The organism is Streptomyces sp. NBC_00038, assembly GCF_026343635.1.
Taxonomy (GTDB): domain Bacteria; phylum Actinomycetota; class Actinomycetes; order Streptomycetales; family Streptomycetaceae; genus Streptomyces.
This window is the reverse complement of sequence record NZ_JAPELQ010000003.1, coordinates 16,985-30,333: the sequence shown is the minus strand read 5'-3', so window position 1 is coordinate 30,333 and position 13,349 is coordinate 16,985. Positions and strand designations below refer to the sequence as shown.

Below are 13,349 nucleotides of genomic sequence, written 5' to 3'. Positions count from 1 at the left end.
GCCCCGACAGACACGGCACAGACATCGCCCTCAGAGAAGGTGGCGCGTATGCCCAGCAAGGTCATGGCCAAGGGCCCGGCCAAGAAGTCCGACAACGTCCAGCACTGCGACGTGTTCATCCTGGGATCGGGCCTGGCCGGCTCGGTCAGCGGAGCGATCCTGGCCCGCCAGGGCGCCAAGGTGGTCCTCGTCGACGCCGGCCAGCATCCCCGCTTCGCCGTCGGCGAGTCCATGACGCCCCAGCTCATCGAGTGGCTGCACATCCTCAAGTCCCGCTTCGACGTACCGGAGATCGGCCATCTGCTGAACGTGAAGGCGGTCGCCGACCACATCGGACCGCACCACGGCAAGAAGCAGAACTTCGGGTTCATCAAGCACGACGCGGGCAAGGAACCGGACCCGGACGAGGCGACGATGTTCGTCATCCCCAAGGTCCTCACCGACGCCAGCCACCTGTTCCGCCAGGACAGCGACCAGTACTACTTCAACGTCGCCGCCAAGTACGGCTGCACCACCCGGCAGAACTGGTTCGCCACCGACCTCGACTTCGACGACGACGGCGTCACCATCACCGGCCGCAACGGCGAGGTGTTCCGCGCCAAGTACCTGATCGACGCGAGCGGCTTCCGCTCCCCGCTGGCGGAGAAGTTCGCCCTGCGCGAGCAGCCCACCCGCTTCAAGCACCACGCCCGCTCCATGTTCACCCACTACATCGGCGTCAAACCCTTCGACGACGTCTCCCACCACCCGGTGAGCAGGCGGCCCCCCGCGCAGTGGCACGGCGGCACCCTGCACCACCTCATCGAACGCGGCTGGTTCTGGATCATCCCGTTCGACAACGTCAAGGGCTCCAAGAACCCGATGTGCTCCGTCGGCATCACCATGGACGAACGCACCTACCCCAAGCCCAAGGACCAGACACCCGACGAGGAATGGCGCTCCTTCCTCGACAGGTACCCGGCGGTCAAACGGCAGTTCGTGGGCGCCAAACGGGTCCGCGAATGGATCTCCACCGACCGGCTGCAGTACTCCTCCAGCCGCTCGATCGGCCCCCGCTGGTGCCTGATGTCGCACGCCGCCGGCTTCCTCGACCCGCTGTACTCGCGCGGCCTGTCCAACACCTTCGAGGTGGTGTACTCGCTGTGCACCCGCATCCTCGAGTCGGTCAAGGACGACGACTGGTCGGTGGAGCGGTTCGAGTACGTCGAGCAGCTCGAGCGCGGCCTGCTCCAGCACAACGACGACCTCGTCAACGCCTCCTACATCGCCTTCTCCCACTTCCGGCTGTGGAACGCGGTGTTCCGGGTGTGGGGCGGATTCCTCACCCCCGGCGTCATGCGGCTGCACCGGGCCCGCGTCCAGTACGAGCTCGACGGCGACGAGCAGCACCTGAAGAACCTGGAGAACACCCCCTACCCGGGCCTGTGGTGGCCCCAGGACGAGTTCAAGAAGATCCTCGAACTGACCGCGGAGACCTGCGAGAAGTACGAGGTCGGCGAACTGGACGGGGACACCGCCGCGGACACCATCTTCGCCGCGCTGCGCGAGTGCGAGGGCCTGAACCCGGTGTTCGGCTGGAAGGACGAGGAGTCCACCCGGTTCGTCTACCCGACCACCGCGATGGTCGCCAAGTTCATGAACTGGTCGCTGCGCAAGGCCCCCCAGGGCGAGATGCGCGACATCGCCCGCTCCCTGGTGAGCAGCTCCGTGCGCTCCGCCCTCAAGGGCAAGAAGCCCCTCTAGGCCGGCCAGCCCCCTCCCCCCGACCCCAGAAGAAGGGACCGGTCCATGACGCAGACCCTGCCGGAGACCGAGGACAAGGCCGCCCTGTCCTCGTGGTCCTCCACCCGGCCGCAGATGGAGAACACCAACCCCCTGGTACAGGCCTTCACCCGCCTCAACGTCTACCTGTACTCCAAGCCCCCGAACAAGTACGTCAAGAAGGTCAACAAGTCCTTCCTGCACCTGCACCTGTTCCTGTACCGCACGTCCCGCGGAAAGATCATGGGGCACTTCGGGCGCCTGGACGCCATGCTGCTGACCACCACCGGCCGCAAGACGCGCCTGCCGCGCACACTGCCCATCGGCTACGTCTACGACAACGGGCGCTACATCGTGTGCGCCGCCCCCGGCCACTTCGACGTGCCCGGCGGCCCGCAGGCCACCCACCCCGCCTGGTACCACAACGTACGGGCCACCCCGCAGGTGAGTGTCGACATCGGCCCCGAGCAGTTCCCGGCCACCGCACGGATCCTCACCGGCGACGAACGCGACCGCAGGTGGCAGGAGTTCACCGAGGTCTTCCCGTTCATCGCCGAGTTCCAAAAGCGCGCCAGCCGCCCCATCCCGGTCATCGAGATCACCCCCGACGACCTCGACCCGCAGCAGCTGTGAGCACCCCCGCACTCCTGCACCCCACGGAAGGACGCACATGAAGATCGAAGCCCTGGATCCGTCCACCCCGCTGATGCGGCAGTTCCAGGAGAAGACGGGGCCCATCACCCTGGTCAACGTCTTCGACGTGCCCCCGGAACTGTACGAGGAGTTCCTCAAGATCTGGCAGGAGGACGCCGCGTACATGAAGGGCAGCCCGGGCTGCATCCAGACCCAGCTGCACAAGGGCACCGCGGGCAGCCGCCTGCTGGTGAACGTGGCGGTCTGGGAGTCCACCGAATCCCTCCTCGCCGCGTTCAGCAAGCCGGAGTTCCAGCAGTCGGCGGCCAAGTACCCGGACGGGATCACGGCCTACCCGCACGTCTACGAGAAGATCGCCGTCGAGGGGATCTGCGTCGCCTGACGCCCGCCACCGCCGGCCGGGCTGCCGCGCCCACCGCAACGGCAGCCTGGCGAGGCAGCCCCCGGCCCGCCGGACGGCCCGGCCACCGCGCAGCCACTGCTCCCGCCGCGCGGCCGCCGGACACGCTCCCGGCCCCACGCCGCGGCGTGCGGGGGAGTGGCGCGCCGCCGGGGCCGGCGTCACCGGCCCCGGGCAGCTGCCCGGTCCGTCCCTTCCCGCAGGAGACCACCGACATGAGTGACCCACGCCCTGCCCCTGCCCCTGCCTCCGCCTCTGCCTCTGCCCTCGCCCCCGCCCCGGCACCGGCACTGGCACCCGGATCCGGGCGCCTGCTGCTGTCCCGTGCCGCGCTGGCGGTGAGCACCGTGTCCCTGGCACGCAAGGCCGTGCGCGCCAGGGGCTCGAGCCGGGCCCTCGACCACGCCGACGTGATCGCGGCCGCCGCCTCCCTCGTCGTCCTGCTGCTGCGCGCGCGGCAGCACCCGGCCGCCCGCTGACACCCCCTTCTTCCCAAGGAGAGCGCCGTGACCGGCACCGCACCGACATCGGACCTCACCGGATGGAGCCGGCGCCCCTTCACCGGCGGCGGGGCCACCCACGACGTGTACGAGAAGGGGACCGGGCCCGGGGTGATCCTGGTCCCGGAGATCCCCGGCATCACACCCGAGGTGCTGGGCCTGGCCGAACACCTCGTCGAGGAGGGGTTCACGGTCGCGGTGCCCTCCCTGTTCGGCACACCCGGCCGGGTGGACTCCACGCCCTACACGCTGGGCGTCGTCGCCCGGCTGTGCGTGTCGGCGGAGTTCCGGGCCTTCGCCACGGATGCCCGCCGCCCCGTCGCGGACCATCTGCGGGCGCTGGCCCGTGAGTTGGCCGCCCGCACCCCGGGCCGCGGCGTCGGCGTCATCGGCATGTGCTTCACCGGCGCCTTCGCGCTGGCCGCGGCCGTCGACCCCGCCGTACTCGCGCCCGTCGTCAGCCAGCCCGCGGTGCCGTTCCCGACGAGCCGGGCCCGGCGCGCGGATGCGGGGCTCGCGGCCGGCGAGCTCGACGCCGTCGCCGCACGGACCCGCGACGAGGGGCTGTGCGTGCTCGGCCTGAGGTTCAGCGGGGACGGGATGTCTCCGGCGCGGCGGTTCAGCACGCTGCGTGAGCGGCTCGGGGACGCCTTCGAGGTGATCGAACTCGACTCCGCCCCGGGCAACGACGGCGGTTTCGCCAAGAGCGCCCACTCGGTGCTGACCGTCGAGGTGCGCGAGAGGCCCGGACACCAGGCCCTTGCCGCCCGTGCCCGCGTCGTCGCCTTCCTGCGGGAACGGCTCACCCCCGCAGCGTGACTGTGACGTGCGTCTCACCGCTGGTTCTGCATGTCACACCCGAGCGTGCTCCGCCCTCTTGGGTGCACCGCCACACAACGTGCGCGCCTGACGCCGCGACAAGGAGAGGAAAATGACTCGAGAACGGCAGACAAATCCGTGGGCGGTTCTGAGCGTCCTGTGCCTGGGGTTCGTGATGACCCTGGTCGACCTGACGATCGTGAACATCGCCATCCCGGACATGACCGACGATCTGGGGGCCTCGCTCGACAAGATCCTCTGGGTCGTGAACGCCTACACCCTGGTCCTCGCCACACTGATCATCACCGCCGGGCGCCTGGGTGACATCCGGGGCAAGGGGAACCTGTTCCTCTCCGGCGTGGCCGTGTTCACCCTCGCCTCGCTGGCCTGCGGCCTGGCCCAGGACCCCTCCCAGCTCATCGCGTTCCGCGCGCTGCAGGGCGTGGGTGCGGCGATGCTGATCCCGCAGACGCTGTCGATCATCACCGATGTGTTCCCGCCGGAGAAGCGCGGCGTCGCCTACGGCGTGTGGGGCGGGGTCGCGGGTGTCTCCGGAGCGATCGGCCCGACGGTCGGCGGCCTGCTGGTCACGCACCTGGACTGGCGGTGGGTGTTCTTCGTCAACATCCCGGTCGGCGCGCTGGTGCTGCTGTTCGGGATGCGGCTCATGCCCAAGCACGTACGGGTGGTCAAGCACCGCTTCGACCTGCCGGGCACCCTGCTCGTCTCGGCGACCCTGTTCTGCCTGGCCTTCGGCCTCATCGAGGGGGAGCGCTACGAGTGGAACGGCTGGATCTGGGCGCTGATCGCGGCCTCCGGCGTCCTGCTCGCCGTCTTCCTCATGTACGAGCGCGGCCAGCAGGACAATGAACCGCTGCTGCCGTTCTCCCTGTTCAAGGACCGCAACTTCACCGTCGTCAACCTCGTCGGCATCGCGGTCTCCTTCGGTGTCCTGGGCATCCTGCTGCCGACGACGATCTACCTGCAGTCCGTGCTCGGCTTCAGCGCTCTGAAGACCGGTCTGGTCCTGGTGCCCCTCGCGCTGGGCTCCATGTTCACGGCCGGCCCCGCCGGCATCCTGTCGGAGAAGTTCGGCGGCAAGTACATCCTGACGGCCGGTCTGTCGATGTTCGGCGCCGGCATCACCTGGATCTTCCTGGTCGCCGACACCAACAGCTCCTGGACCGCGTTCGTCGGCCCGCTGTTCGTCGCCGGACTCGGCGCCGGATGCACCTTCGCCCCGATGGGCTCCGAGGTGATGCGCAATGTGCCGCCGCGCCTGACCGGTGCCGCCTCCGGCGTCAACAACGCGCTGCGGCAGGTCGGTTCGGTGCTCGCCGGCGCGGTCATCGGCGCGGTGCTGCAGGCCAAGCTGGTCTCCGCGATGCGCGAGGAGGCCCAGACGGGCGCCCAGTCGCTGCCGCAGGAGTACCGGGCGGACTTCATCGACGGATTCGCCAACGGGGCGCAGAACGTGGGGGTGGGCACGGAACAGTCCGCCGCACTGCCGTCGGGCATCCCGCAGGACGTCGCCGCCAGCATCCAGGAGCTGGCCGGCAAGGTCTTCGGCAACGGCTTCGTGGACGCGCTGCAGCCCACCATGCTGGTGCCCGCCGTCACGATGTTCGCCGGCGCGGCCCTGTGCCTGGCCCTCAAGGGCGGACCGACCCCGTCCGGCATGGGACACGGCGCACCGCCCGCCCAGCCGGAGACGGCCGAACCCGCCAAGGACGCCACCGCCGCCCACTGACCCGCGGGGCACCCGCCCCCGTCCGCACCGCCCCCGTCCGCACAGTCAACCAACCTCCGCCCCCGGTCCCTTGGGACCGGGGGCGCTCTGCTGGGACTTGAAAAAACATGATCAGTCGAAGAACACTCCTCGGGGCCTCCACCGGCGCCCTCGCCCTCACCGCCCTGCACCCGGTGTCCGCCTACGCCGACGCCCCCTGGGAGCAGCTGCGCGGGCACCTGGCCGGAACCCTCGTCCTGCCCGGCGACTCCTCCTACGCGAGTGCGAAGCAGCTGGAACTCCAGCAGTTCGACGCCATCGCACCGCAGGCCGTCGCCTACTGCGCGGGCGCGGCCGACGTCGCGCTGTGCCTGGCCTTCGCCCAGAACCACGACATCCCGATATCCGTCCGCAGCGGCGGCCACAGCCTCGGCGGATACTCCACCACCACGGGCCTGGTCGTCGACGTGTCCCGGCTGAACTCCATCGCCCTGGGCACCGGCTCGGTGACCTTCGGACCCGGCGCCCAGAACGTCGACCTGCTCAACACACTGGCCCCCGCGGGACTCGCCGTGGCCGGCGGCGCCTGCCCCACGGTCGCGGCCGGCGGATTCGTCCAGGGCGGCGGCCTCGGCTTCCTGACCCGCCCGCTCGGCATGGCCTGCGACGCCCTGACCAGTGCACAGGTGGTCCTCGCCGACGGCCGCACGGTGACCGTCTCGGCGAGCCGAAACAGCGACCTGTTCTGGGCGATACGAGGCGGTGGCGGCGGCAACTTCGGCGTCGTCACCTCCTACACCGCCACCCCCCACGCGGTCACCGACGTGGCCACCTCGACCCTCGTCTTCGCCTACGACAGGGCGCTCGACATGGTCGACGGATACGCCCAGTGGCTGGCCGGCGCACCCCGCACCATCGGCGGCGCCTGCGTGGTCACCCTCGCCGACGCGGCGGTCGGCAGCACCCCGGTGCCCGCGATCCGGCTGGTCTCCACCGGCACGGCCGCCGAACTGGCCGGCGAGGTGGGCCGGCTGCTCACCCTGACCGGGCCGGCGGCCGCCCGCACGGATGCGGTCCTGCCCTACCGCACGCTGATGATGGGCGTGTACGGCTGCGCCACCCGGACCACCGAGCAGTGCCACCGGGCGGCGGAGAGCTATCCCGAAGGGCAGCTGAGCCGGCCCGCGTTCGGCCTGGAACGCAGCCGCATGTTCAAGGCCCCGATGGCGCGCAGCGGCTGGGCCTCGGCGCTCGCCGTGTTCGACGCGGACCGCCAGGCGGGCCAGATCCACCAGCTGCAGGTGCTGCCGCTGGGCGGAGCCGACTCCGACCTCGGCCGCCGGGCGACCGCCTACGTGCACCGCGACAGCCTCTGCACCACCAACTACCTGGCCACCATCCCGGCTTCGGCCACCGACGAGGGCAAGGCGGCCGCCCGCCTGTGGGTGGACCGCGGGTTCGCCGCGATCGACCCCTACTCCAGCGGCGAGACCTACCAGAACTTCATCGACCCGGCCCTCAAGGACTGGAAGCGGTCCTACTACGCCGAGAACTACCCGCGGCTCGCCGCCACCAAGGCCGCCTGCGACCCGTACGGCCTCTTCAGCTACGCCCAGAGCATCCGCTAGCCACGCCGGAAAGCATTCGCCGGCCACGCCGGACCATCCGCTGGCCCTGCTCCCCGGGGCGACGGCGGCACCACCCGTTATCTCTCTTCCCTCTCTCTCTTTCACGGCCCAGGGGGCGCCCATGACTGCGACACAGCCACAGACCCGACGACCCCAGCGGGCCGGCGGGCCCGTGGACGGCAAACTGCTGCGCAATGTGTGCGGCCTGTTCGTCACCGGGGTGACCGTGATCACCAGCGGCACCGGTGAACAGGCGTCCGGCGCCACCGTCAACTCCTTCACCTCGGTCTCCCTGGACCCGTCACTGGTCCTGTTCTGCCTGCACAAGGACTCCCGGCTGCGCCAGGTCGTGGAGGAGACCGGGGCCTACACCGTGAACTTCCTGACCGGCCGTCAGGAGCAGGTGGCCTGGGCGTTCGCGGGCCGGCAGACCGCCACGCTGCAGAGCGTGGACCACCACCTGTCGGCCACCGGCGTCCCCGTCCTCAGCCAGGCGATGGCCTTTCTGTCCTGCCGCCTGGTCAACGCCTTCGAGGGCGGCGACCACACGATCTTCGTCGGCGAGGTGGTGGAGCTCGGCGTGCCGTGCGCGGACCAGGAACCGCTGATCTTCTTCCGCGGGTCGATGGGCTCCCTGGAGGAGGAACAGCTCGGCACCCACCCCATCTTCGACGGCTGAGCCCGCCCTGCCCCCCGTTTCCTCGACCCCAGCCCACCTCACGTCCAGACCGGCATGAAGGAGTCATGGATGTCCGCCGTCCAAAGGCGTCTGGCCCGTTTCAACCGCACCTTCGCCAACCGATTCGTCGGCCCCGTCCTGACCCGGATGCCCGGGTTCGGCGCCGTCGTCCACACGGGACGCAAGTCCGGGCGCGCCTACCGCACCCCGGTCAAGGTGTTCAAACGCGGCCCGCACTACGTCATGTCCCTGCCGTACGGCCCCCAGTCCGACTGGGTGCGCAACACCGTCGCCGCCGGCGGCTGCGAACTGCACACCCGGGGCCGGCACATCCGCCTGCACCAGCCGCAGGTGTTCACCGACCCGCAGCAGGCCGTCGTACCGGCTCCGCTCAGGCCCCTGCTGCGCCGGTTCAAGGCCTTCGACTTCATCGAACTGCGTCCCCTGGACACGCCGGCCACCGCGCCGGTGCGGCCATGACCCTGCCCGCTGACAGGAGACTGCTGTGCCCCACTCCGAGTGGATCACCGTCACGGCGATCGGCGGCATAGCCCTGATCCTCGCCCTGACGGCCGTCGTCACCGCGCTCTGCCGCCGCATCCGGCAACCCGCCGTCATCGGTGAGATCACCGTCGGCATCTGCCTGGGGCCGAGCCTGCTCGGCCTGTTGCCGGGCGACCTGCCCGATCGGTTCTTCCCCGCCGAGATACGCCCGCACCTGGGAGTCGTCTCCCAGGTGGGCCTGCTCCTGTTCATGTTCATCATCGGCTGGGAGTTCAACAGCGGCGCTCTCAAGGGCCGCTTCCGCTCCACCGGCACCATCTGGATCAGCTCGCTGGCCCTGCCCATGGCCCTCGGTGTCGGGCTCGCCTGGCTGATCTACGGCTCGCACGACGTCGTCGACGGCCACACCGTGCCGTTCACCGAGTTCGCCCTCTACCTCGGCGTCGCCATGTCGATCACCGCGTTCCCGGTGCTGGCCCGGATCATCGCCGAACAGGGCCTGCAGTCGACGCGGACCGGCACCCTGGCCCTCGGCCTGGCGGCCGCGGACGACCTGCTGGCCTGGTGCATGCTGGCCGTCGTGGTCGCCCTGACCACCGCCACCGGCACCGCCGGGTTCCTGACGGTGATGGCCTGGTCGGCGGTCTACGTCGCCGTCATGCTGTGGCTGGTGCGCCCCGCGCTCGCCACGGTCGGCGACCGGCTGAAGGTCGCCCACACGCCGTACGTCGCCGTCCTCGTCACCGCGGGCGCGTTCACGTCGGCGTTCGTCACCTCCCACATCGGCATCCACGCCATCTTCGGGGCGTTCATGTTCGGCCTGGTGATGCCCCGGCGCCGCGACAGCCTGCTGCACCGGGTGGCGCTGCCGCCCCTGGAGTCGGCCGGCAAGCTGCTGCTGCCGGTCTTCTTCGTGGTCACCGGCCTGTCCGTGGACCTCACCACGCTCACCGCCGGCGGTGTCCTGCAGATGGTGGCCATCATCGTGGTGGCCTGCCTGGGCAAGCTGGGCGGTGTCGCCCTGTCGGCCCGTCTGACCGGCATGGGCTGGAAGGACGCCACGGTGCTCGGCGTGCTGATGAACACCCGCGGGCTGACCGAACTGGTCCTGCTGAACGTCGGGCTGAGCCTGGGGCTGCTGACCGTGCAGCTGTTCTCCGCGATGGTGCTGATGGCGCTGGTCACCACCGGCATCGCGGCGCCCGTCCTCAACCTGCTGCTCAAGGACCGGGACCGTGCCGACACGCCCCTGGTGGCGACCGCGGACCACGGCGCAGACGGCGCCGGGACGGCCGCGGGCAGTCGCCCCGATGTCGCCGGGGCGGCTGCCGGCCACGGTCACGGCGCGGGCTGACGCCCACGGCAGGTCACTCCTCGTCCTGTCCGGACCGCACACTGGCCAGCTTGTCCGGGTTGATCACGGCGTAGATGCCCCGCACCTGGTCGCTCTCGGGGGTGAGGTCCATGACGAGGACCGCGTACGGCGAGTCCTCGGAGAACACCACCGCCGACGGGTCGCCGTTGACGTGCCGGTAGTGGATGTCGATGTCCTTCGGTGCCCGGCCGGCGTAGCCGGCGAGCAGCCGGCACACCTTCTCCCGGCCGATGACCGGGCGCAGGCCCGCGGTGGGGACCTTGCCGCCGCCGTCGGTCCACATGGTCACATCGGGTGCCAGCATCTGCATCAGGGCGTTCAGGTCGCCGCCGAGAGCGGCGTCGATGAACCGCTCGGTGACCTGCTGCTGCACCTGGGGGTCGGCCTGGTAGCGGGGGCGGCGCGCCTGTACGTGGGCGCGGGCCCGGTGGGCGAGCTGGCGCACCGAGGTGGGGTTGCGGTCGAGGATGCCCGCGATCTCGGCGTGCTCGTAGCCGAACACGTCGTGCAGGACGAACACCGCCCGCTCCAGCGGGGAGAGGGTCTCCAGCACCACCATCAGCGCCATGGACACCGACTCGCCCTGCAGTGTCCGGTGGGCGGCGTCGGCGGGCGGCTGGTCGGCGGCGACCCGGCCGACCAGCGGTTCCGGCAGCCAGGGGCCCACATAGGTTTCGCGGCGCCGCTTGATGGCGGCCTTGCGGCCCAGGGCGTGGTTGACCGCGATCCTCACGAGGTAGGCCCGCGGGTTGTCGATCTCCTGGTCGGGGGAGCGGCTCTTCTTCGCCGACCACGACAGCCAGGTCTCCTGCAGCACGTCCTCCGTGTCGGCGACCGTGCCGAGCAGGTTGTAGACGATCGAGAAGAGCAGCTCGCGGTAGCCGACGAAGACCTCGGTCGAGGCTTCGACGGAGTCGGCCGCGTAGTCGCCCGCAGGACTGTCGGACATCGTGCACCTCCCGTGTGATGCGCCCCGTGTGATGCGCTCAGACCCGAGACGGGTTGCGCCCGCGAAATGTGACATCCGCGCCGCCGAAGTGATTCACCTCACAACCGCGGCTTGCCATGTCACATCCGGCCATGGCCCCTCCCTCTCAATGGGCGAAGGCATCCCGGGCCGCGGGCCGCGGGGTGCGGGGGAGCCCGGCACAAGAGACCGCAATTCCCCAACGCCCCGCTCGTGACAGCGAGTTCTTCCCACAGCCGGCCGGCCCCGGGCCGGTCCACCCACGAAAGGCATGGCACACCATGGCAGTCGCACAGCAGGCCCCGATCAACTTCGCCGTCATGTACGCGACGCACGACGCCTTCCGGCGCGACCTCCAGCGACTTGCCGCGGCGGTGGCCGCGGGCCGCGCCGGAGCCCCGGAAGTACGCGACGGCTGGGAGAACTTCAAGTTCCAGCTGCACCTGCACCACACGGTCGAGGACTCGGACCTGTGGCCGCGGGTCGCGGGCGCCGTCAGTGGCCGGCCGGCCGACCAGAAGCTCCTGGACGAGATGGAGGCCGAGCACGCCCAGCTCGACCCGGTGCTCGCCTCGGTCGACGACGGCATGGCCCGGGGAGCGGCCGACCTGCCCGCCCGGGTCGCCGAGCTCGCGCGGGTCCTAAACGACCACATGGCGCACGAGGAGAACGAGGCGCTGCCGCTCATCCAGGACGTGCTCACCGGCAAGGACTGGGACGCCTTCCGCGGCGCGATGGCCCGCAAGCAGGGCCCCAAGGGCGCGGCCGTCTACTTCCCCTGGATCACGGACGGGCAGAACGCCACCGAGCGCAAGGCGTTCCTGGACACCATGCCCGCCCCGGTGAAGGCCCTCAACAAGCTGTTCTGGGAGTCGAGCTACCGCAAGCGCGGGATGTGGGGGATCTGATCCCCGCCCCCTGATCCGAGCCCCGTTGAGCTCGACCTCCTGAGCTCCGCCCTCCGAGCCCCTCCAGGCAGCCCCTTCTGGGCCCCTCTAGTTCCGCCTCCCGAGTTCCGTCTCCTGCGGCCCGTGCGACCGGCCGCCCCCGACGTGCCCCTGCCGGCGACATCCCCCGCCCCGGCAGGGGCGCACTCCTGCCCGGCCCGCACCCCTCCTGCGGACCGGGCACGCCCCGTCGACGCCCCTGCCGTGTACCGCGGCAGGGGCGTCGACATATCCCGCACCCGCACCCGCCTTTTTTCCCGCACCCATCTCCCTGAAAGGGACCGTCATGAGCTCCGCTGTGTTCACCCTCGCCGACCTCAAGCGCATCCTCCTGGAGGGCGCCGGCGCCGACGACGGCATCGACCTGGACGGCGACATCCTCGACCTCGACTTCGAGGCGCTCGGCTACGAGTCGCTGGCCCTGCTCGAGACGGGCGGCCGCATCGAGCGCGAATACCACATCGCCCTCGACGACGACGTCTTCACCGACAACCGCACCCCCCGCACGCTCATCGCGGCCGTCAACGGCCTTCTGCCGTCCGTCTCCACCGCCGCCTGACCCGCCCCCGCCTCCAGGGAGAAGCCACCATGCAGCAGGACAAGCGCGTCGCCCTCGTCACCGGCGCGACCAGCGGAATCGGCCTCGCCGTCGCCCGGCTCCTGGCCGCCGGCGGCCACCGGGTCTTCCTCGGCGCCCGCACCGCCGAGAACGTGACCAGCACCGTCAAGCAGCTGCGCGAGGAAGGCCTCGACGTCGACGGCGCCGCCCTCGACGTGCGGTCCGCGAGCAGTGTCGCCGCCTTCGTCGCCGCCGCAGTCGACCGGTTCGGCCCCATCGACGTACTGGTCAACAACGCGGGCCGCAGCGGCGGCGGCGTCACCGCCGACATCGCCGACGAGCTGTGGGACGACGTCATCGACACCAACCTCAACAGCGTCTTCCGGCTGACCCGCGAGGTCCTCAACACCGGCGGCATGCGCACCAAGGACCGGGGCCGGATCATCAACATCGCCTCCACCGCGGGCAAGCAGGGCGTGGTCCTGGGCGCCCCCTACTCGGCGTCCAAGCACGGCGTCGTCGGCTTCACCAAGGCACTCGGCAACGAACTCGCACCGACCGGTATCACCGTCAACGCGGTCTGCCCCGGCTACGTGGAGACACCGATGGCGCAGCGCGTGCGCCAGGGCTACGCGGCCGCCTACGACACCTCCGAGGAGGCCATCCTCGAGAAGTTCCAGGCCAAGATCCCCCTGGGCCGCTACTCGACCCCCGAAGAGGTCGCGGGCCTGGTCGGCTACCTCGCCTCCGACACCGCCGCCTCCATCACCGCGCAGGCCCTGAACGTCTGCGGCGGCCTCGGCAACTTCTGACACCCGAGCCTTTGA

The 13,349-nt window shown here is 70.6% G+C and carries 14 protein-coding genes; 13 read left to right on the top strand and 1 reads right to left on the bottom strand.

From position 1 onward, the window contains the following. The first annotated feature begins 48 nt into the window (after window positions 1–48). From OG219_RS47780 to OG219_RS47735, 10 genes are all read left to right on the top strand, one after another. Complete coding sequence (locus OG219_RS47780; protein WP_266838076.1) at window positions 49–1,743, top strand: NAD(P)/FAD-dependent oxidoreductase; 1,695 nt, start codon at window positions 49–51, stop codon at window positions 1,741–1,743. Between the two features lie 45 nt (window positions 1,744–1,788). Next, a complete protein-coding gene (locus OG219_RS47775) occupies window positions 1,789–2,394 on the top strand; it encodes a nitroreductase family deazaflavin-dependent oxidoreductase (RefSeq protein ID WP_266838074.1) in 606 nt (201 codons plus the stop codon). A 37-nt stretch (window positions 2,395–2,431) separates the two neighbouring features. Then, the gene (locus OG219_RS47770) at window positions 2,432–2,797 is read left to right on the top strand and encodes an antibiotic biosynthesis monooxygenase (RefSeq protein ID WP_266838072.1); all 366 of its coding nucleotides are present in this window, start codon (window positions 2,432–2,434) and stop codon (window positions 2,795–2,797) included. Between the two features lie 233 nt (window positions 2,798–3,030). Further along, the gene (locus OG219_RS47765) at window positions 3,031–3,294 is read left to right on the top strand and encodes a hypothetical protein (RefSeq protein WP_266838070.1); all 264 of its coding nucleotides are present in this window, start codon (window positions 3,031–3,033) and stop codon (window positions 3,292–3,294) included. Between the two features lie 27 nt (window positions 3,295–3,321). Beyond that, on the top strand, window positions 3,322–4,134 hold the full coding sequence (locus OG219_RS47760; RefSeq protein WP_266838068.1) for a dienelactone hydrolase family protein: 813 nt from the start codon (window positions 3,322–3,324) through the stop codon (window positions 4,132–4,134). 112 nt (window positions 4,135–4,246) lie between these two features. After that, complete coding sequence (locus OG219_RS47755) at window positions 4,247–5,884, top strand: MFS transporter (protein ID WP_266838066.1); 1,638 nt, start codon at window positions 4,247–4,249, stop codon at window positions 5,882–5,884. A 107-nt stretch (window positions 5,885–5,991) separates the two neighbouring features. Continuing rightward, window positions 5,992–7,491: an FAD-binding oxidoreductase gene (locus OG219_RS47750; RefSeq protein WP_266838064.1), complete on the top strand. Its 1,500-nt coding sequence runs from the start codon at window positions 5,992–5,994 to the stop codon at window positions 7,489–7,491. 121 nt (window positions 7,492–7,612) lie between these two features. Further along, the gene (locus OG219_RS47745; protein ID WP_266838062.1) at window positions 7,613–8,170 is read left to right on the top strand and encodes a flavin reductase family protein; all 558 of its coding nucleotides are present in this window, start codon (window positions 7,613–7,615) and stop codon (window positions 8,168–8,170) included. A 69-nt stretch (window positions 8,171–8,239) separates the two neighbouring features. Further along, on the top strand, window positions 8,240–8,650 hold the full coding sequence (locus tag OG219_RS47740) for a nitroreductase family deazaflavin-dependent oxidoreductase (protein WP_266838060.1): 411 nt from the start codon (window positions 8,240–8,242) through the stop codon (window positions 8,648–8,650). 25 nt (window positions 8,651–8,675) lie between these two features. Next, the gene (locus OG219_RS47735) at window positions 8,676–10,028 is read left to right on the top strand and encodes a cation:proton antiporter (protein WP_266838058.1); all 1,353 of its coding nucleotides are present in this window, start codon (window positions 8,676–8,678) and stop codon (window positions 10,026–10,028) included. 13 nt (window positions 10,029–10,041) lie between these two features. On the opposite strand, the gene sigJ is transcribed toward OG219_RS47735, so the two are convergent. Further along, entirely contained in the window at window positions 10,042–10,998 is a 957-nt protein-coding gene (gene sigJ / locus OG219_RS47730) for an RNA polymerase sigma factor SigJ (RefSeq protein ID WP_266838056.1), read from the bottom strand. Between the two features lie 299 nt (window positions 10,999–11,297). Here sigJ and OG219_RS47725 point away from each other — a divergent pair, with 299 nt between their 5' ends. From OG219_RS47725 to fabG, 3 genes are all read left to right on the top strand, one after another. Continuing rightward, window positions 11,298–11,924: a hemerythrin domain-containing protein gene (locus OG219_RS47725; protein ID WP_266838054.1), complete on the top strand. Its 627-nt coding sequence runs from the start codon at window positions 11,298–11,300 to the stop codon at window positions 11,922–11,924. Between the two features lie 325 nt (window positions 11,925–12,249). Further along, complete coding sequence (locus OG219_RS47720; protein WP_266838052.1) at window positions 12,250–12,522, top strand: acyl carrier protein; 273 nt, start codon at window positions 12,250–12,252, stop codon at window positions 12,520–12,522. Between the two features lie 29 nt (window positions 12,523–12,551). Next, window positions 12,552–13,334 (top strand): 3-oxoacyl-ACP reductase FabG, encoded by a 783-nt coding sequence (fabG, locus tag OG219_RS47715; RefSeq protein ID WP_266838050.1) that lies wholly within the window; start codon window positions 12,552–12,554, stop codon window positions 13,332–13,334. Window positions 13,335–13,349 lie beyond the last annotated feature (15 nt).